Annotated in this window: 16 protein-coding genes; 10 read left to right on the top strand and 6 right to left on the bottom strand. The window is 72.4% G+C overall.

All coding sequences use genetic code 11. The features are described 5' to 3' along the window. Window positions 1-11 precede the first annotated feature (11 nt). The 7 genes from C7M71_RS02425 (at window position 12) to C7M71_RS02455 (ending at window position 6324) form a co-directional block, all read left to right on the top strand. Window positions 12-872 (top strand): aminoacyl--tRNA ligase-related protein, encoded by an 861-nt coding sequence (locus C7M71_RS02425; RefSeq protein ID WP_111489296.1) that lies wholly within the window; start codon window positions 12-14, stop codon window positions 870-872. Next, window positions 865-1914, top strand: a complete 1050-nt coding sequence (locus tag C7M71_RS02430; RefSeq protein ID WP_162824107.1) for an NAD(P)H-dependent flavin oxidoreductase — start codon at window positions 865-867, stop codon at window positions 1912-1914. The genes C7M71_RS02425 and C7M71_RS02430 overlap by 8 nt, the downstream gene beginning before the upstream one ends. Window positions 1915-1919: 5 nt before the next feature. Next, complete coding sequence (locus tag C7M71_RS02435; RefSeq protein ID WP_162824108.1) at window positions 1920-2420, top strand: holo-ACP synthase; 501 nt, start codon at window positions 1920-1922, stop codon at window positions 2418-2420. A gap of 15 nt (window positions 2421-2435) precedes the next feature. Continuing rightward, entirely contained in the window at window positions 2436-2681 is a 246-nt protein-coding gene (locus tag C7M71_RS02440; protein WP_111489299.1) for an acyl carrier protein, read from the top strand. Then, window positions 2678-3868: a hypothetical protein gene (locus C7M71_RS02445; protein ID WP_111489300.1), complete on the top strand. Its 1191-nt coding sequence runs from the start codon at window positions 2678-2680 to the stop codon at window positions 3866-3868. The genes C7M71_RS02440 and C7M71_RS02445 overlap by 4 nt, the downstream gene beginning before the upstream one ends. Window positions 3869-3905: 37 nt before the next feature. Beyond that, window positions 3906-4646, top strand: a complete 741-nt coding sequence (locus C7M71_RS32455; protein ID WP_111489301.1) for a class I SAM-dependent methyltransferase — start codon at window positions 3906-3908, stop codon at window positions 4644-4646. 403 nt (window positions 4647-5049) lie between these two features. Further along, the gene (locus tag C7M71_RS02455) at window positions 5050-6324 is read left to right on the top strand and encodes a glycoside hydrolase family 3 N-terminal domain-containing protein (protein ID WP_111489302.1); all 1275 of its coding nucleotides are present in this window, start codon (window positions 5050-5052) and stop codon (window positions 6322-6324) included. Between the two features lie 185 nt (window positions 6325-6509). Here the strand turns inward: C7M71_RS02455 and C7M71_RS02460 are convergent, their stop codons facing one another. Further along, the gene (locus C7M71_RS02460; protein ID WP_111489303.1) at window positions 6510-7388 is read right to left on the bottom strand and encodes an alpha/beta fold hydrolase; all 879 of its coding nucleotides are present in this window, start codon (window positions 7386-7388) and stop codon (window positions 6510-6512) included. 197 nt (window positions 7389-7585) lie between these two features. Between C7M71_RS02460 and C7M71_RS02465 the strand changes: the two genes are divergently transcribed. Next, window positions 7586-9739, top strand: a complete 2154-nt coding sequence (locus C7M71_RS02465) for an ATP-binding protein (protein WP_111489304.1) — start codon at window positions 7586-7588, stop codon at window positions 9737-9739. A 96-nt stretch (window positions 9740-9835) separates the two neighbouring features. Continuing rightward, the gene (locus tag C7M71_RS02470; RefSeq protein ID WP_111489305.1) at window positions 9836-12055 is read left to right on the top strand and encodes an NADP-dependent isocitrate dehydrogenase; all 2220 of its coding nucleotides are present in this window, start codon (window positions 9836-9838) and stop codon (window positions 12053-12055) included. Window positions 12056-12120: 65 nt separating this feature from the next. Here the strand turns inward: C7M71_RS02470 and C7M71_RS02475 are convergent, their stop codons facing one another. The 4 genes from C7M71_RS02475 to C7M71_RS02490 all read right to left on the bottom strand — a co-directional run bounded on the left by C7M71_RS02475 (window position 12121) and on the right by C7M71_RS02490 (window position 15396). Then, window positions 12121-13053, bottom strand: coding sequence for a PDR/VanB family oxidoreductase (locus C7M71_RS02475; protein WP_111489306.1), 933 nt, complete (start codon window positions 13051-13053; stop codon window positions 12121-12123). A gap of 5 nt (window positions 13054-13058) precedes the next feature. After that, the gene (locus C7M71_RS02480; protein ID WP_111489307.1) at window positions 13059-14096 is read right to left on the bottom strand and encodes a Rieske 2Fe-2S domain-containing protein; all 1038 of its coding nucleotides are present in this window, start codon (window positions 14094-14096) and stop codon (window positions 13059-13061) included. Window positions 14097-14164: 68 nt separating this feature from the next. Next, entirely contained in the window at window positions 14165-14977 is an 813-nt protein-coding gene (locus C7M71_RS02485; protein ID WP_229758487.1) for an SDR family NAD(P)-dependent oxidoreductase, read from the bottom strand. Then, the gene (locus C7M71_RS02490) at window positions 14974-15396 is read right to left on the bottom strand and encodes a VOC family protein (RefSeq protein WP_229758488.1); all 423 of its coding nucleotides are present in this window, start codon (window positions 15394-15396) and stop codon (window positions 14974-14976) included. Before C7M71_RS02490 ends, C7M71_RS02485 begins: the two co-directional genes overlap by 4 nt. Before the next feature lie 228 nt (window positions 15397-15624). Between C7M71_RS02490 and C7M71_RS02495 the strand changes: the two genes are divergently transcribed. Then, window positions 15625-16095: an Lrp/AsnC family transcriptional regulator gene (locus C7M71_RS02495; RefSeq protein ID WP_111490789.1), complete on the top strand. Its 471-nt coding sequence runs from the start codon at window positions 15625-15627 to the stop codon at window positions 16093-16095. A 73-nt stretch (window positions 16096-16168) separates the two neighbouring features. Here C7M71_RS02495 and C7M71_RS02500 read toward each other — a convergent pair whose 3' ends face one another. Beyond that, on the bottom strand, window positions 16169-17650 hold the full coding sequence (locus tag C7M71_RS02500; protein WP_111490790.1) for an APC family permease: 1482 nt from the start codon (window positions 17648-17650) through the stop codon (window positions 16169-16171). Window positions 17651-17944 lie beyond the last annotated feature (294 nt).

The following is a 17944-nucleotide window of genomic DNA, read 5'->3' on the forward strand; positions in this document are numbered from 1 at the left end:
AAGGACCCCGCATGGCACCGCGCACCGCACCGCCCGCCCTGCCCGACGGCGCCGTCACCCTTCAGGACCCCGGACCGGGCCTGGTCGTGCTCGACCCCGCCCGGGCCGCCCTGTTCCAGGAACTCGACGCGCTCTTCACCGGCCTGGCCGAGCAGCTCGGGGCGCCCGCCGTGGTCGGCCCACCGCTGCTGCCTGCCGAGGGCCTGGCCCGGCTGGACTACTTCCGCAACTTCCCGCATCTGGCCGTCTCCGCCGCCCGGTTCGCCGAGGACGCGGTGGAGGAGCTGGCGGCCGGGCGGGCGCCGGCCGAGCAGCCGGTGCGGCCCACCGGGTATCTGCTGCCCTCCGCCACCTGCTACGGACTGCTGCTGGCGCTGGCCGGGCAGGACGTCGGAGCCGAGCTGCGGCTGACTGCGGTCGGCCGCTGCTTCCGCAACGAGGACCACTACGACGGGCTGCGCCGGCTCTGGGGCTTCCATATGCGCGAGGTGCTCCATGTGGGCTCCGCCGACGGGGTCAGGGAGCATCTGGCCCGCTCCCGGGAGTTCATCGAGGGGCTGGCGGACCGGCTGGGCGTGGCGGTGTCGTACCAGCCGGCCAATGACCCCTTCTACGACAAGAGCGGTTCCCGGGCCAAGCTGATGGCCCTGGACCCGGTGAAGTACGAGTTCGTCGCGGTGGACGGCACCGCCATCGCCTCGGTCAACCGGCACCGGAACTTCTTCGGCGAGCGGCTGGGCATCCGCACCGAGGGCGGGACCGCGCACTCCGGCTGCACCGCCTTCGGGGTCGAGCGCTGGGTGCATGCGACGGTGCTGGCCCATGGCACGCCCGAACTGGCGCTGCGGCGGGTACGCGATGTCCGTGGCTGACCCCGAGGAGGCCGCCGCGCGCGGCTGCCGCGCGCTGGGGGTGGACTTCCCGCTGGTCCAGGCGGGCATGGGCGGGATCGCCGGTCCGGCGCTCGCGGCGGCGGTCAGCGACGCCGGGGCGCTGGGCACGGTCGCCCTCTACCGCAGCGACCACGGGCAGGCCGGGGCGCTGGTCGCGGAGACCGCCCGGCGGACGCCCCGGACCTTCGGCGTCAATGTGATCCCGGAGGTCGCCGGGCGGCTGCTGCCGGAGCAGATCCGGGCGCTGCTGGACACCGCAGACCGGCCGCTGCTGCTGAACAGCTACGGTCTGCCGCCGCAGCCGCAGGCGGCGGCGGTCCTCGGGGCGGGCCACCGGCTGCTGGTCCAGGTCGGCAGCGTGGCCGAGGCGGCGACCGCAGCCGCGCTGGGCGCGCATGCCGTCGTCCTCCAGGGCGTCGAGGCCGGGGGCCACCATCTGGGTGACCGTCCGGTCGGCGAGCTGCTGGGCGAGTTGCCGGGTGAGCTGCCGGGTGAGCTGTCGGGTGAGCTGTCGGCGTGCGGCCTGGAGGTGCCGGTGCTGGTGGCCGGGGCCGTCGCCACGGGCGGGGACCTCCACTCCGCGCTGTGCGCCGGGGCCTCGGGAGCGCTCTGCGGCACGGCGTTCGTGGCGACCCGCGAGTCGGCGGCGCATGCCGAGTACAAGCGGGCGCTGATCCGGGCGGAGGGCTCGGACACCGTGGTCAGCGACCGCTTCTCGATCGGCTGGCCCGGACGGCCCCACCGGGTGCTGCGGAGTCCGGTCACCGATGCCGCCGAGCCGCTGCCGGCCGTGTTCGTCGCCTGGACCACGGTGATGGGCGACCGCCGGCCGGTGCCGCGCGGCTCGGCCGCCGCGCCGACGGTGGAGGCGGAGGGGGCGGTCGCCGAGATGGCCCGCTATGCGGGGCTCGGCTGCGGGCGGGTCACCGCGATGGAACCGGCCGGGCAGGTGGTCGCCCGGTTCCGGGCCGAGTTCCGCGCCGCCCTGGCCGACTCCCCGACCGCGCCCGCTCACGGATGACCTCCGTGCCGGACGCCGACGCCGACGCCGAGGCCGCCGAGGGGCAGAGCCTGCGGGCGATGCTGGCCGGGCTCGTCGGCGCCGACCCCGGTGGCCCGCTGGAACCGCTGGTCGGGCTCGACCTGGTGCATGTCCCGCGTGTACGGCGGCTGGTCGAGCAGCATGGTCCGCGCTGGCTGGCGGACCACTTCAGCGAGCGGGAACGGGCCGAACTGTCCGTGGTCCGCGGCGGCCGGGCCGCCACCGTGGCCGGGCGGCTCGCCGCGAAGGAGGCGTTCATCAAACTGCTGGCGCCCACGGACCGCCTGGTGCTCACCCGTGACATCGAAGTGCTCCGCGCCCCGGGCGGGACCCCGGTCGCCCACCCCCGGGCGAGTGCCCTGCGGGAGCTGCGCCGCCGAGGCGTCGGCCGGTGGTCGCTGAGCATCACCCACGAGGGCGACTGGGCCGTGGCCGTCGCGGTCGGCTGCCGCCCCGCTCCCCCGTTGTCCCCGCCGTCCCCATGACCCAAGGAGTCAGCCATGCAGCAGATCGCCGAGTGGATTCGCAGCAAGAACCCCGAACTCGACCGGGAGCCCGGCCCGCAGGACGACCTCATCGAGGCCAGACTGATCGACTCCCTGGACTTCCTGGAGTTCATCTACCTGCTGGAGAGCGTCTCCGGACAGGTCATCGACCTCCAGCATGTGAGCATCGACGACTTCCGCACCCTGGAGCGCATCGAGCAGCGCTTCCTGACCCAGCGGACCGAGGAGGCCGCCCGGTGACGGTACGGTTCGGCAGCTGCGACGCCGAGCGCCACTGGAGACCGACCGGTGTCGCCGTACTGCCCGCGGTCCCCGACCCCCGCACCGAGCAGCTGCTCCGTGGCATGGACGAACTGCTCGCCGTGCTCTGCGGCCCCGAGGACGTCCTGCTCACCCACAACCCCCCGGCTGCGGCGTTCACCGAGCTGATGCGGGCCGCCGGCTTCGGCGCCCGGCACCACGCGGTGCCCGGCGACCCCGCGCTGACGGTCGAGGAACGGCTGGCCGCGCACGGCCTGCCGGGCTTCGAGGGCGGCACGGCGGAACCGTACGCGGTACTCCCGGGGACATCGGCGGCGGCCGGACGGCTGGGGCTGGACGGACCGCTGCCCGACCCGGAGGCAGTCCGGCTGGTCAACTCCAAGAGCTGGACGACCCGGCTCGGACTGCCCGGCTCCGGACAGGTCGTCACCTCGCTGGCGGAGCTGGACCGGGCCGCCTCGGAGCCCTGCGTCGTCAAGGACCCGTACGGCGTCGCGGGGCAGGGCAACATCGTGGTCGACTCACCGGCCAGGCTGGCCCTGGTGCGGCGCGGCCTGGAACGGGAGCAGGGGCGGATCGAGCTGGTGGTGCAGCCGCTGTACCAGCGGGCCGCCGACTTCGCCGCCCATCTGGTGATCGGCCCCGGCGGTGGCATCACCTGGCTGGGCATCGGGCAACTGGAGAACGACCGTCACTCCTTCCGGGGGTCGGGCGCCCCCTCCGGGGAACTGCTCGACCAACTCGACCGGGCGGGGTACCGGCAGACCGTGGAGCAGGTCGCGGCGGCCGTCGCCGAGGAGGGCTACTTCGGCCCGCTGAGCGTCGATTCCATGACCACCACGACCGGCGACCTCATTCCCGTCCTGGAGGTCAACGCCCGGTTCTCGCCGGGTCTGATCTCGTCGATGCTGGCGGGGCGGGCGGGCCGGGCAGGCCGGGCAGGCCGGGCGGGGCGGCTGCGGATGTCCCTGGTCCCGGTGCGGGACGAGGGCTTCTTCGAGCGGCTGGTCAATGCGCTGGCCGAGACCGGCCGACTCGCTGTGGACGGCCGACCGGGAATCCTGCCGCTGGCCGCGAGCACCCTGGCGCCGCCGCGCGGCTGGCTGTTCCATGCGGTCGTCGGTGACGCGGAGCCCGATCTGACGGGCATTCTGGAGAAGCTGTGACCAGCTGGGAACCGAACGGACACTGGAGGACGGACAGATGGCAGGGACCGACTACGACGCCCGGGTCGCCGAGGAGTACCGCCTGGCCCGGGAGGTCCCACGGCAGGGGCTGGGCGCCTGGCGCGAAGCCGTCGCCGACGCGGCGGCCCTCGCCCCGGGGATGACGCTGCTGGACGTGGGCGCCGGGACCGGCGCCTTCGCCTCCGCGTTCCACGACTGGTTCGGCGTACGGGTCCTGGCCGTCGAGCCGGCGGAGGCTATGCGCTCGCTGATCCCCCGGGTCGAGGGCATCGAGGCGCTGGACGGGCACGCCGACGCCCTGCCCGTACCGGACGGATGCGCGGACGCCGCCTGGCTGGGCTCGGTCGTCCACCACCTGCCCGACCTGGCCTCGGCCGCCCGCGAACTGCGCCGGGCACTGAAACCGGGTGCCCCGGTGCTGATCCGCAATGTCTTCCCGGGCCGCTGCGACCGGGATCTGCGGGTGCGCTTCTTCCCCGAGACCGCCCGGAGCATCGACACCTACCCGACCGTGGAACGGACCTGCGACGCCTTCGCCACGGCGGGGTTCAGCCGGGTCGTCCTGCGGGCCGTGCCCCAGCAGAGCGCCGCCAACCTGGCCGAGTTCGCCGACCGCATCCGCCGAGACACCGACTCCAAGCTCCGCAGCCTCACCGACGACGAGTTCAACCGGGGCATGGACCGCCTCCGAGCCTCCGCCGCCATCGTCCCCGACCAGCCCGCCACCAGCTGGATGGACCTCCTCGTCCTGGCCTGACCCGCCCATACCCCCGAAAGGCCCAGGCCGCGCCCTCCCCACCCGCCCCGGCGAACGGCCCTGTAAAGCAGGCCGAACAAAGCCACCATCCCCGCACGCTTCGGGTCATCGGCTCGGAGCGCACGTTCAAGGGCCACTCGCGCAGGCCAATGGGTGCAGCAGGGTCGCCGACTTGCAATGGAAGGCTTCGACAGGCAACCATGCCAGGAATCGAAGCCAGGGACTGGCCCAAGCCTGGGCCTTGCAGGTCGGGCGGAGAACGGGACGGGGCGGTCGGAGTCGCCCGTTCCAGCCGAAGCGACGCGGAAGTCGAATGAACGCACGAAAATCGGGGAACCGGTCGTGCGTCCTCTCGGGCAGTCGGCCGACGGGGCCGTGGGGGTACCGCGAGGAGGAGGATTCGATGAGGGCAGTCACCAGGTGTGCGTCCACCGCCCGGCTTCACCGCAATGCCCGCCGAACCGTACTGCTGCTGGCGACGACCCTGGCCGTGGCCGATTGCAGCAGCCAGCCGGGGCAGGACGGCGGCTCCGCCCCGGCCTCGCGGATCGACGGGGGCGCCACGGCTGCGGCAAGCCCTTCGGGCGTCGGTGCCAAGGACCCCAGGGCGGCCACGACCAGCGCCGCGAGCTGCGTCGACCGGGTGTTCTCGGCCATGACCGTCCCGCAGCGGGTCGGGCAGTTGTTCATGGGCGGTGTCACGGTGCCCACGGCGAACCAGGCGAAGGTGCAGACGCTGCGCACGTACCACGTGGGGTCGGTGTTCCTGGTGGGCCGCAGCAAGGCCGGCACCGCATCGACCAAGACGCTGGTCAGCGGACTCCAGAGCAAGGCGGACCTGGTGTCGGGCAAGCGGGTCGGCCTGCTGGTCTCCACCGACCAGGAGGGCGGCCAGGTGCAGGCACTCAGCGGTCCCGGATTCTCCACCATGCCGAGCGGGCTGGTGCAGGGCGGATGGTCGACCTCCAAGCTGCGCAGTCAGGCGGCCACCTGGGCGAAGCAGCTGAAGTCGGCGGGCGTCAACCTCAACCTCGCCCCGGTCACCGATGTGGTGCCGGCGAGCCTGGGCACCAGGAACCCGCCCATCGGGCGCTACGGCCGGGAGTACGGCCACACGGCGGACGCGGTCGCGTCGCATGTCAATGCGTTCACCGCGGGGTTCACCCAGTCCGGGGTGCTGACCACGCTCAAGCACTTTCCGGGGCTGGGCCAGGTGCTGGCCAACACCGACACCACCGCGAACGTGGTGGACTCGGTGACGACGAGTACCGGAGCGAGCGTCAGCGCATTCCGCTCCGGCGTCAAGGCCGGGGCGCCGCTGGTGATGATCTCGCTGGCCACCTACACCAAGATCGACTCCAAGCACAAGGCCGTCTTCTCCTCGGCGGTCATCAACGGGCTGCTGCGCAAGAACCTCGGGTTCAAGGGCGTGGTGGTCTCGGACGACCTGGGCAACGCGGTCTCGGTGAAGTCCGTGGCCCCGGCGCAGCGCGCGCTCAACTTCCTGGCGGCCGGCGGCGACCTGGTACTCACCGTCGAACCCGCGTACATCCCGGCCATGGTCACCGCCGTGCGGAGCCGGGTGGAGAGCAACGCCGCCTTCCGTACGCAGATGTACCAGAGCGTCCACCGCGTCCTGGCCGCCAAGCAGCGCGCGGGTCTGCTCTCCTGCGGATGACCGCTCGGCACGGGTTGTCCGTAAGCGGCGGCGCCGGAGTGGTCAGCGGAGCGCCTTCACCATCACACCGGTGCCAGTCCGCGAGCCGGGACTTGAAGGCGTGCGGCGCGTCGGCCAGCGCGGCGAGGCGGACCTCCCGTAGGCGCACCATGGCGACGAGTCTGCCGCGACGCCACACCGGACGGCTACCGGGCCAGGAGGGCGCGCAGGGCCTTGACGACGTCGGCGGGGGCTTCCTCGGCCATGAAGTGGCCGCAGGAGACGGTGGTGTGTTGCAGGTCGGGGGCCCATGCCTGCCACCGGGCGGCGGCGTCGAAGCCGAGGGCCGCGCCCCAGTCCTGCTGGAGGACGGTCACCGGCATGCGCAGGCGGTTTCCGGCCCGGCGGTCGGCCTGGTCGTGGGCGACGTCGGCGACGGCGGAGGCCCGGTAGTCGGCGACGATGGAGTCGACGGCTCCTCGGGATGCCTTGAGGTAGGCGGCCCGGATGTCGGCGGGGATCGCCTCCGGATTCCGGGCCCAGATGTCCAGGAAGTGGCCGAAGAAGGCGTCTGCGCCGGCGTTGATCAGCTGCTCGGGCAGGCCGGGCGGCTGGGCCATCAGGTAGAGGTGGAAGCCGACGGCGGCGGAGGTGCCGTGCATCACGTCCCACATGTCCAGCGTCGGCAGGACGTCCAGCGAGGCGAGGTGGGTGATGGTGCCGGGGTGGTCCAGCCCGGCGCGGATGGCGACCAGGGCGCCCCGGTCGTGCCCGGCCAGGGCGAAGCGCTGATGGCCGAAGGCGCGCGCGAGGGCGACGACGTCGGCGGCCATGGTGCGCTTGGAGTAGGTCTGCCCGTCGGTGTCGGCCGGTTTGTCGCTGTCACCGTAGCCGCGCAGGTCAGGGCAGATGACGGTGTGGTCGGAGGCCAGGTCGGCCGCGACGTGCCGCCACATCAGATGGGTCTGCGGGAATCCGTGCAGCAGCACGATGGGGCTGCCCGAGCCTCCCACGGCGGTGTTGAGTGACACGCCTGCGGCGACGGTGACGCGCTGGTAGTCGAATCCGGTGATCCTGGGTTCCACGACGGGCCCCTTTCCTCAAGTCGGCACTCGGGTGCCGGTCGTGGGACCAGCGTCCCCATCGGCGCTGAGCATCCGGTCAGCAGCGACTGAGCGTTGCCTGCACAACGCTGCTGACCAGGGCGTACATCAGGCGGCCGGTACATTGGGGGGCATGACCGGCAAGGCGACGGCACCAGCGGTGACCGGCCCGGTTCCCCATGCACCGGGCCGCCGCCGCCCACCTGGCCGCGACAGCGGCCCGAGGGCCGGTGCTGCTGGTCTTCGACGACCTGCACCGGGCGGCGGAGGAGACCCTGGACCTGCTGACCGCCCTGGTCTCGGACTCCGTGGCCGGGCCGGTGCTGCTGGTCGGGACCTACCGGGCCACCGAGGTCTCCCCCGGTCTGACCGCCGCGCTCGCCCGGTTCGCCGGTGCGGAGCCGACCCGGGTGTATGTGGGCGGCCTGCCCGAGGCCGCCACGGGTGAACTCGTACGGGCCGTCCTCCAGCGGGCCGTGGACCCACGGACCGCCCAGGTCATCCACCGGCGCAGCGGCGGCAACCCGTTCTTCGTCCGGGAGCTGGCGCGGTTGGTCGGCACCGAGGGGAACGCGGCGCTCGGGGCCGTCCCTGCGGGCGTACGGGATGTCATCCGCCACCGGCTGGCGCGGCTGCCGCAGCCGGCGCGGGCGGTGCTGCGGCAGGCCGCCGTGCTCGGCCGCGAGATCGACGTGGAGGTGCTGACCGCCGTGGTGGGCGACGCGGACGGGGTGGTCGACGCCCTGGAGGCGGCGCTGGCCGCGGGCTTCCTGGTCGAGCAGCAACCGGGTCGGCTGGGGTTCTCCCACGCCCTGGTGCGCGACACGCTGTACGACGACATCTCCCGGCCACGCCGAGCGCGCTGGCACGCCGCCGTCGCCGAGGCGATCGAGCAGTTGGATCCCGGTGACGTCGGCTCGCTCGCCCACCACTTCGGCCGTGCCGAGAGCCGGGCCACAGCTGTCCGGGCGGCCCGCTACGCCCGTGCGGCGGCCCTGCTGGCCGAGCGAGGATTCGCCCCGCATGAGGCGGCGCGGCTCTGGTCCGAGGCCGTCGCCGCCCACGACCGGGCCGGAGGGGGCGAGCTGCGCGGTCGGCTGGAGGCGGTCATGGGCCTGGTCCGGGCAGAGGCCGTGACCGGCCGCCTGGAGAGCGCCCGGAAGCACCGTGCGGAGGCGGTCGCCACCGCCGAGGAGCTCGGCGACCCGCAGCTGACCGCCGAGGTGATCAGTGCCTTCGATGTCCCCGCGAGCTGGACCGCCAACGACGACGAGGGCCTTTCCCGGCGGATCGTCGCGGCCACCGAACGGACCCTGGCCGCCCTGCCCGAGGAGCAGGCGGTGCACCGCAGCCGCCTGCTGAGCACCCTCGCCCTGGAACTGCGGGGCGACCCCGGCGACCGTGGAGAGCGGGCGGCGCGGGAGGCGGAGGCCATCGCCCGCCGACTGGCAGACCCGGCGCTGCTGGCCTTCGCCCTCAACGGCCGCTTTATGCAGTCCTTCGCACGGGCCGGAACGGCCCCGCAGCGGGCCCGGATCGGCGCCGAGCTGGTCGAGCTGGCCGCCCGGCACCAGCTGGTGACCTTTGAGGTCCTCGGGCACCTCATCCTGATCCAGGCCCATTCCGCACGTGCCGACTTCGCCACGGCCGACGCGCATGCCGCAGCCACGGACCGGCTCGCCGAGCGGTACGACATCCCGCTCGCGGGCGTGTTCACCCGGTGGTACGCGGCCCTGCGGCTGACCGTTGCCGGCCGCTCCGCCGAGGCGGAGGCGGCCTACCGCGCCGCCAGTACCTTGCTCGCGGGCAGCGGCATGCCGGGCATGGAGCAGGGCCTGCTCCCGCTGGCCCTGCTCTGCCTGCGCATCCAGCGCGGCGGGCGACCGGAGGCGGACGAGCAGCCGGACCGGGGCCCGTACGAGCCCTGGGCCCGCCCGCTGGTCCTGCTCGCCGCAGGGCGCCGCGACGAAGCCGAAGCCGCCGTGAGCGCCGTTCCCGAGTCGCCCCGCGACCTGCTCTACGAAGCCCGTACCTGCCTCACCGCGCTGGCCGCCGTCGGCCTCGGCGACCGGCCGGGGATGGAGCGCGCCTATGCCCGACTGCGACCAGCCGCCGGGGAACTGGCCGGAGCGGGCAGCGGCCTGCTCACGCTCGGCCCTGTGGCCCTCCACCTGGGCGATCTCGCCGCCGCTCTCGGAAAGTACGGCAGCGCCGCAGGCCACTACCGGCAGGCGCTGACGATCGCCGGGAAGGCCGCTGCGCCGCACTGGACGGCCGCCGCCTGCGATGCCCTGGACCGGCTGGGCAGCGGACAGCCGGGCGGCGGTGCGTGACCGGCTCGACTCCGGGCAGACGGGGGCTGGTACCGGGGAGGGACGGTCACGAGATACCTTGATATCAAGACGTTGTAGACGTGAAGCGGAGTACCGGTGACTGACTCGACCATCATCTATACGCACACTGACGAGGCCCCGGCCCTGGCAACGTATTCGTTCCTGCCGGTGGTCCAGGCCTACGCCTCGACGGCGGGTGTCCGTGTGGAGACGCGTGACATCTCCCTGGCCGGGCGCATCATCGCGAGCTTCCCGGAGCGTCTCGACGAGAGCCGGCGCATCGACGACGCCCTCGCCGAGCTGGGCGCCCTCGCCAAGGCCCCCGAGGCCAACATCATCAAGCTGCCGAACATCTCCGCCTCCGTCCCGCAGCTCAAGGCGGCCATCGCGGAGCTTCAGCAGCAGGGCTACGCGCTCCCGGACTACCCGGACGACCCGCAGTCCGACGAGGAGCGGGACGTCCGCGCGCGGTATGACAAGGTCAAGGGCAGCGCCGTCAACCCGGTCCTGCGCGAGGGCAACTCCGACCGGCGTGCGCCCGCCTCGGTGAAGAACTACGCCAAGGCGCACCCGCACCGGATGGGCGCGTGGACGGCCGACTCCAAGACGAACGTCGCCCACATGGAGGCCGACGATTTCCGCTCCACCGAGCGGTCGGCGGTCATCGCCGAGGCCGGCTCGCTCCGTATCGAGCTGGCGGGCGCCGACGGCAGCACCACGGTCCTGCGCGAGTCGGTGCCGGTGCTCGCCGGTGAGGTCGTGGACGCGTCGGTGATCCATGTGGCGGCGCTGCGCGCGTTCCTGACCGCCCAGATCGCCCGGGCCAAGGCCGAGGGGGTGCTCTTCTCGGTGCACCTCAAGGCCACCATGATGAAGGTCTCCGACCCGATCATCTTCGGCCATGTGGTGCGGGCCTTCTTCCCGGAGACCTTCGCCCGCTACGGCGCGGTGCTCGCCGCCGCCGGTCTGAGCCCCAACGACGGGCTCGGCGCCATCCTCAAGGGCCTGGACGCGCTGCCCGAGGGCGCCGAGATCAAGGCGTCCTTCGACGCCGAGCTGGCCGAGGGCCCTGCCCTGGCGATGGTCGACTCCGACCGGGGCATCACCAATCTGCACGTCCCCAGCGATGTCATCGTGGACGCCTCCATGCCGGCCATGATCCGCACCTCCGGCCACATGTGGGGCCCGGACGGCAAGGAGGCCGACACCCTCGCCGTCATCCCCGACAGCAGCTACGCGGGCGTCTACCAGGTCGTCATCGACAACTGCCGCGCGCACGGCGCCTTCGACCCGGCGACCATGGGCTCGGTGGCCAACGTCGGCCTGATGGCGCAGGCGGCCGAGGAGTACGGCAGCCACGACAAGACCTTCGAGATCCCCGCCGACGGCACGGTCCGGGTCGTCGACACCGCCGGTGATGTCGTCCTGGAGCAGCCGGTGAGCACCGGCGACATCTTCCGGATGTGCCAGACCAAGGACGTGCCGATCCGCGACTGGGTCAAGCTCGCGGTCAACCGCGCCCGTGCCACCGGCGACCCGGCGGTCTTCTGGCTGGACGAGGGCCGCGCGCACGACGCCAACCTGATCGCCAAGGTCCGGGCGTACCTGCCCGAGCACGACACCGAGGGCCTGCAGATCGAGATCATGTCGCCCGAGCAGGCGACCGCCTTCTCGCTGGAGCGCATCCGCCGTGGCGAGAACACCATCTCGGTCACCGGCAATGTGCTGCGCGACTACCTGACCGACCTGTTCCCGATCCTGGAGCTGGGCACCAGCGCCAAGATGCTCTCCGTCGTCCCGCTGATCAACGGCGGCGGGCTGTTCGAGACGGGCGCCGGCGGCTCCGCGCCCAAGCACGTCCAGCAGCTGCTCAAGGAGAACTACCTGCGCTGGGACAGCCTGGGCGAGTTCCTGGCGCTGGCGGTCAGCTTCGAGCACCTGGCGCAGAGCACGGGCAACGCGCGCGCCCAGGTGCTCGCCGACACGCTCGACCGGGCGACCGGCACCTTCCTCAACGAGGACAAGTCGCCGAGCCGCCGCCTGGGCGGCATCGACAACCGGGGCAGCCACTTCTACCTGGCGCTCTACTGGGCGCAGGAGCTGGCCGGGCAGAGCGACGACCCGCAGCTGGCCGAGGCGTTCGCCGGGCTCGCCAAGACGCTCGCCGAGCAGGAGCAGACCATCGTCGACGAGCTGATCGCGGTCCAGGGCTCGCCGGTCGACATCGGCGGCTACTACCAGCCGGTCGCCGCCAAGGCGGCGGCAGTGATGCGTCCGTCGAAGACCTTCAACGAGGCCATCGCGACGCTCGGCTGAACCACGGAGTGAAGTGAGCGGAGAGGTCCCCGGGCCGGGTTGGCCCGGGGACCTCTCCGCTGAACTCACAGGTCGAGAAGGAGGCGTTCGCCCCGGCAGCGGGAGACGCAGATCAGCATGGTGCGGCCGGCGGCGTGTTCACCGGGGGTGAGCAGGTCGTCCCGGTGGTCGGGGACGCCGTCGAGCACGGTGGTCTCACAGGTGCCGCAGATCCCGGCCTCGCAGGAGGAGGGGGCGTCCACCCCGGCGTCGCGGATGGCGTCCAGGACGCTGGTGCCGACGGGCACGGTGACGCTCCGTCCGCTGCGCGCCAGCCGGACCTCGAAGGGCCGGTCGCCGTCGTCCGGGGCGGGGGCGGGCGCGGTGAAGCGCTCGGTGTGGACCGGGCCGGGGTGCAGGGCGCGGACGGCGTCCAGCAGGCCGCCGGGTCCGCAGGCGTACACCGTGGCGCCGGACCGGCCGGCCAGGAAGGCGGCCAGGTCGGGGCGGCCCGCCTCGTCCTCGGGGACGACGGTGACCTGGCGCGGGGGGAGTTCGCCGAGGAAGGCCATCGTGGCGCGGGTGCGACCGCCGTAGAGCATCCGCCAGGGCCTGCCGAGGGCGGTCAGCCGGTGGGCCATCGGCAGCAGCGGGGTGATCCCGATGCCGCCCGCCACCAGCAGGTACTCCTCGGCGTCGACCAGCGGGAAGTGATTGCGCGGGGCGGAGACCGCGAGGGTGTGGCCGGGGCGGACCGTGTCATGGACGCGGGCCGAGCCGCCGCGCCCCTCGGGCACCCGCAGCACCGCGATCCGGTAGTGGGTGCGGTCGTCGGGGTCGGAGCAGAGGGAGTACTGCCGGACCAGGTTGGGGCCCAGGTGCAGGTCCACATGGGCACCCGGGGTCCAGGGCGGCAGGGCGGCGCCGTCGGGGTCGGCCAGGGTGAGGGCGAGCACGCCGTCGGCTGCGGGCGCGGTGTGCGCCACCCGCAGCGGGCGGGTGCCATCGGGGTGGTTCATCGCGGTCATGTCCGGGCGGGGCCGCCCTCGCCGGACAGCAGGCGCTCGGTACGGTTCATCAGTTCGCCGAACGCCCGCCGGTAGTTGAGGGTGAAGAGGTCGGCGGGCACCGAGAACTCGGGCACCTCCGCATCCCAGGGCACCTCGCGGGGCTGGAGGTTCGCCACCACCGGCATGTCCTCCAGGTAGACCATCTCCTCGACCCGCAGGCACTCCTCCAGGGAGTCGCCACGGAAGTCGCGGTCGTTGGCCACCCCCCAGAAGATCTTCACCTGCTCATAGGAGACGGGCGAGGGGAAGCCGGCGACCACCCGCAGCCCCGCGTTTGCGTACCGGTAGCTGATGCTGGCGAAGCCGGGCGCGATGCAGTGGTACGCCATCAGGCAGTCGCCCTGGGCCGCCCAGTCGCCGGAGCCGGCGTCGAGCATGCGCTCCATCCGGACGTCGATGCCGTCCCGGCTCACCTCCAGGGGCTCGACGACCTCGGGGGTGGGGCCCATCGAGACCTGGTGGACAAAGGGGAAGTGGGCCACGTCGCGGAAGTTCTCGATCGCGGCGGCGACCCCGGTCGGGGAGTCCAGCGGGTCGGCGGCCAGCCACACCAGGTCGTGGCCGTGCCATTCGGCGGGGTCGTACAGCTCGGTGACCGGCTCCTCCAGCACCGTCCACACATGCCCGAAGCGCTCCACCGCCGGGTATGCGCGGATGGCGGCCTTGGGTGGGATGCGGCTCGGGTCGGCCAGCGACGGCACATGGGTGCAGCCGCCGTCGGCGCCGTCGAACCGCCAGCCGTGGTACGGGCAGCCGATCGAGCCGCCGTGCACAATGCCCAGCGACAGGTCGGCGCCACGGTGCGGGCAGCGGCGCGCGGTCACCCTGGCGGCACCGGAGCCGTCGCGGAAGACCACGAGCTGCTCGCCGAGCAGCACGGCCGGCTGCGGGGTGGCCAGGTCGACAGACCGGGCCACCGGGAACCAGGAGTGGCGCATGGCGCGCTCGGCCTGGTCTCGTCTGGTCAGGGGGGCGGTGGTGGGGGTGGACATGGCGGGCGGTCCTCGCTTCATGGTGAGGGGCGGCTGCGGGCCTGGGCGCGGGCCGGTCGGGGACCGGCTCAGATGCCGACCAGCAGGGCGCCGCCGTTGACGGGGATGGTCTGGCCGGTGACGAAGGCGCCGGTGTCGGCGGCCAGGAACGCGACCACCTCGGCGATCTCCCACGGCTGGCCCAGTCGGCCGACCGGTACGGCGGCGACCTCGGCCTCGTGGTTCTCCGGCGGGACCATGCGGGTGGCCACGGCGCCGGGCGCGACCGCGTTGACCGTGATCCGCTCCGCCGCGAACTCCTTGGCCAGGGTCTTCATCAGGCCCAACTGCGCCGCCTTGGACACCATGTAGCCGTAGCTGTGGCCGTCGGGGACCTGGCCCCACTGCGAGGAGACGAAGACCACGCGGGCGGCCGGGCTTCGCCGCAGATGCGGCAGTGCGGCGCGGGTCAGGTAGAGCGGCGCGCGGACGTTGACGGCGAGCAGCCGGTCGAAGTCCTCGTCGTCGGTGTCGGCGAGGCCGGTCATGGCGAACATCAGCCCGGCGTTGTGAACCAGGACGTCAAGTCCGCCGAAGTCGGCGGCGACCGCCTCGATCAGGGACTCGGCGGCGGTGCGGCTGGTGATGTCGGCGGTGAAGACGGCCGCCCGGCCGCCGGCGGCGGCGACCTCGGCGGCGGTGGCCGCCAGTTCTGCCTGGTCCAGGTCGGCCAGTGCGACCCGGGCGCCGCGCGCGGCCAGCGCCAGGGCGTGGGCGCGGCCCATGCCCCGGGCGGCGCCGGTGATCAGGGCCGTCCGGCCGGTCAGGTCATGGGCGCCGCCAGGGGCGTGCGCGCCGGGGGTCTGCACGGGGGCGGGGGTGTTGACGGCTGGGCTGTTCACGCGGCGGCGCCCTGGTGCGGCTCGGTGATGTAGAGCATGTTGCCGTCGGGGTCGTAGAACGGGCGGTAGCGGTACCAGACGCCGCTGGGGTGCTTCCAGACGATCTGCTCCCGGGTGACCCACTCGACCCTGCCGTCCAGTGCGGCGACGGCCTCGTCCAGGTCGTCCACCTCGAAGGCGAAGGAGTCCAGGCCGGGCGGGTTCTCCGGGTTGACCTCGGTGCGGCGCGGGGCGTGCTCGCCGACCTCGGACTTGAAGACGTACAGGGTGAGGTTGCCGAAGTCGATCGCCGCCCACTCCTCCTCCGCCGCATAGGGCAGCAGAAACGGCAGGCCCAGGGTGCCGTGGTAGAAGTCGACCAGCCGGGGCACGTCATGGGTGAGGATGTCCATATTGTCGATGCGCTTCAGTCGCAGCACGGGGTGACTCCTTGCACGGGGGCTTCGCAATGCGCAGTGAAGAGGAGATCTGACTGCGCATCGCCGCATGCGACTCAACATACGGTGCGCGATAAATCATTTCAAGAGCTTGGCACGCATGTAACGCGAACCCATCCGACACCGGGCTGCGCATTACCCACCCGGAGCCGTCCAGCGACTACGCGATGCGTGGCCACGGCGGGTCGCGGCAGCCCTAGGATCGGTTCCATGACCGAACTGGACGACCTGGACCACGCGATCATCACCGCACTCGAACAGGACGGACGCCGCGCCTTCCGCGAGATCGCCCGCTCGCTGAGCGTCTCCGAGGGCACCGTGCGCGCCCGCTTCCGCCGCCTGGAGGAGGCCGGCGTACTCAAGATCGCCGCCTTCGCCGACCCCGGACGCTTCCGCGCCGGGCGGCTGGCGCTGCTCTTCCTGCGGGTCGCCCCGGAACACCATGACGCCGTCGTCGCCGCCCTGTGCTCCCACTCCGAGGTCAGCTACGTCTCGACCATGCTGGGCCGCGCCGATGTCTTCGCCCAGGTCCTGGTCGCCGACGACAATGAGCTGTGGGCCTTTCTGCAACGCCAGGTCCGGCCACTGGAAGGCGTCCTGGACACCGAGGCCGTCCTGGAGGTCGCGGTGCACAAGCTCTGGTTCGACGGCCGCACCCCCGTGCCGCCGACGCTGGGATGACCAGCCCGATCCCCCGCAGCACACCGCCCGGCGCCGTGCGGGAGACTGCTCCCGCACGGCGCCGGGCACGCACTCAGACCCGGTCGGCAGCCGACTCCACAGCGGGCTCCCCGGCAGGCTCCTGCTGCGCGGTCGCGGCCGACTCGCGCCAGACGAACGTCTCACCGTCCTGGACGATGCGGCGGTAGGCGTAGAGCACCACCGAGAGCGACAGCACGATCAGCCCGATGATCAGCTCCTTGGTGCTGCCATAGCCGGTGATCTTGGCGCTGAGGGCGCCGACCACCAGCAGCACCGTGTCCACGGCGGCGAGCAGGGCGGCCACATAGACCCACGGTCTGCCCAGTCTGATGGGACGTTCGGCATCCGGCTCGTCACGGCGCAGGTGGAGGAACCCGGTGAGCGACAGCACATGGCAGAGGAGGTAGCCGAGGATTCCGGCGACGATCACGGCCAGGGCCTCGCCGACGAAGAGGATCAGGATGACATTGACGACCAGGTCGAGTGACATCGCCCGGCCCGGCACCTTGAAGCGGTTCAGCTCGCCGAGCTGCTTGACGGTCAGCCCTTCGAGGGCACTGCCGTGCAGGACCCGACCGCCGTCGGCGGTGGTCATCACCATGAGCAGCATCAGACCGGCGATGAGGCAGATCGTCATGATGACGTCGCCGCCGGGGAACAGCCGCTGGAAGGCGCCGAGGTAGAACGAGACGGGGTCGGCGGCGACCTTCGCCTGGTCGACCATGCCGCCGACGCCGAACGGCACCAGCAGATAGACGGCGATGACGAAGATGCCGGCCAGCCGCAGGGCGATGCGGCTGTCCCGGACCGTGTCGCGGAACTCGGGGACGAACGACGCCACCGCCTCGATGCCGTAGACCGACCACGCCAGCACAAACATCCAGGCGATGGCCGTGCGCCAGCCGGGGAAGCCGCTCGCGGCCAGGTTCCAGTGCAGATTGCCCAGGGACCAGTCGCCGGAGAACAGCGGCACCAGGGCGAAGACGACGATCGGGACAAGCACCAGCACCCCGGTCACGTACATGATCCACATCGCCGGGCGCATGCCGAGCACATTGAGCAGCCAGCCGAGCACCAGCACGCCGAGCGCGACGACATGCGGAAAGCCGATGTCGGCGAGCCCGGTGGAGAACGTCCAGGTCTGGTGCGGGAACCACTCGGCCTGGACGAGCCTGCCGATCTGGAGGCCGTAGATGGCCAGCGAGCTGGACCAGGCGAACCAGTAGCCATAGGTGGCCAGCGGGCCGACCAGGGTCGAGCGGGTGCGCCAGCCCTGGTGCGCGTACATCGAGATGCCGCCGACCTTGTCGGGGAACATGCTGGCCATCTCGGAGTAGATGTAGTTCTGCAGGCAGGCGATGACCGCGACGGAGCCCAGCAGCGCCAGCGCGGTCCAGGCTCCGATGTAGCCGATGGCATAGCCCATGCCGACGAACAGGGCTGCCGGTATGGAGAGGCTGATGGTGAACCCGTCCCACCACCGCAGGGTCTTCTCATACGCGTGATCAGCGACGATCGCATCGTGAGCACTCATGGCACCAGTTCTCCTTGGTCGAGCCGTCGTCGGCACGAGATCATTCGCATTGCGCATCAGGAGCGCGGAAGTGCCGCGCTACCACCAGAGCGCCGAACCTAGCCCTACGCATCGCGCAGCACAATGGCTTGAACAAGACCGTTTGCGCAGAGCCGGCGCCGATCGCCCGCGCCGCTGTCCGGTTTGCCTGCGTACGGCCCATGGGAACGCCGGCGCCAGGCCTGGGCCGCTCCCGGCGCAAGCTGCGCTGCGCCGGGGGCGCCGATGCGTTTACATGCCTGTCATGCACGGGTA

The sequence above is a fragment of the Peterkaempfera bronchialis genome (assembly GCF_003258605.2).
Classification (GTDB): Bacteria; Actinomycetota; Actinomycetes; order Streptomycetales; family Streptomycetaceae; genus Peterkaempfera; species Peterkaempfera bronchialis.

Excerpts from the sequence above, each read along its gene's own strand:
- C7M71_RS02465 (WP_111489304.1), top strand. The coding sequence starts at position 7,586 with ATGCACCGGGCCGCCGCCGCCCACCTGGCCGCGACAGCGGCCCGAGGG.
- C7M71_RS32455 (WP_111489301.1), top strand. The coding sequence starts at position 3,906 with ATGGCAGGGACCGACTACGACGCCCGGGTCGCCGAGGAGTACCGCCTG.
- C7M71_RS02455 (WP_111489302.1), top strand. The coding sequence starts at position 5,050 with ATGAGGGCAGTCACCAGGTGTGCGTCCACCGCCCGGCTTCACCGCAAT.
- C7M71_RS02440 (WP_111489299.1), top strand. The coding sequence starts at position 2,436 with ATGCAGCAGATCGCCGAGTGGATTCGCAGCAAGAACCCCGAACTCGAC.
- C7M71_RS02425 (WP_111489296.1), top strand. The coding sequence starts at position 12 with ATGGCACCGCGCACCGCACCGCCCGCCCTGCCCGACGGCGCCGTCACC.
- C7M71_RS02500 (WP_111490790.1), bottom strand. The coding sequence starts at position 17,650 with ATGAGTGCTCACGATGCGATCGTCGCTGATCACGCGTATGAGAAGACC.
- C7M71_RS02495 (WP_111490789.1), top strand. The coding sequence starts at position 15,625 with ATGACCGAACTGGACGACCTGGACCACGCGATCATCACCGCACTCGAA.
- C7M71_RS02475 (WP_111489306.1), bottom strand. The coding sequence starts at position 13,053 with ATGAACCACCCCGATGGCACCCGCCCGCTGCGGGTGGCGCACACCGCG.
- C7M71_RS02480 (WP_111489307.1), bottom strand. The coding sequence starts at position 14,096 with ATGTCCACCCCCACCACCGCCCCCCTGACCAGACGAGACCAGGCCGAG.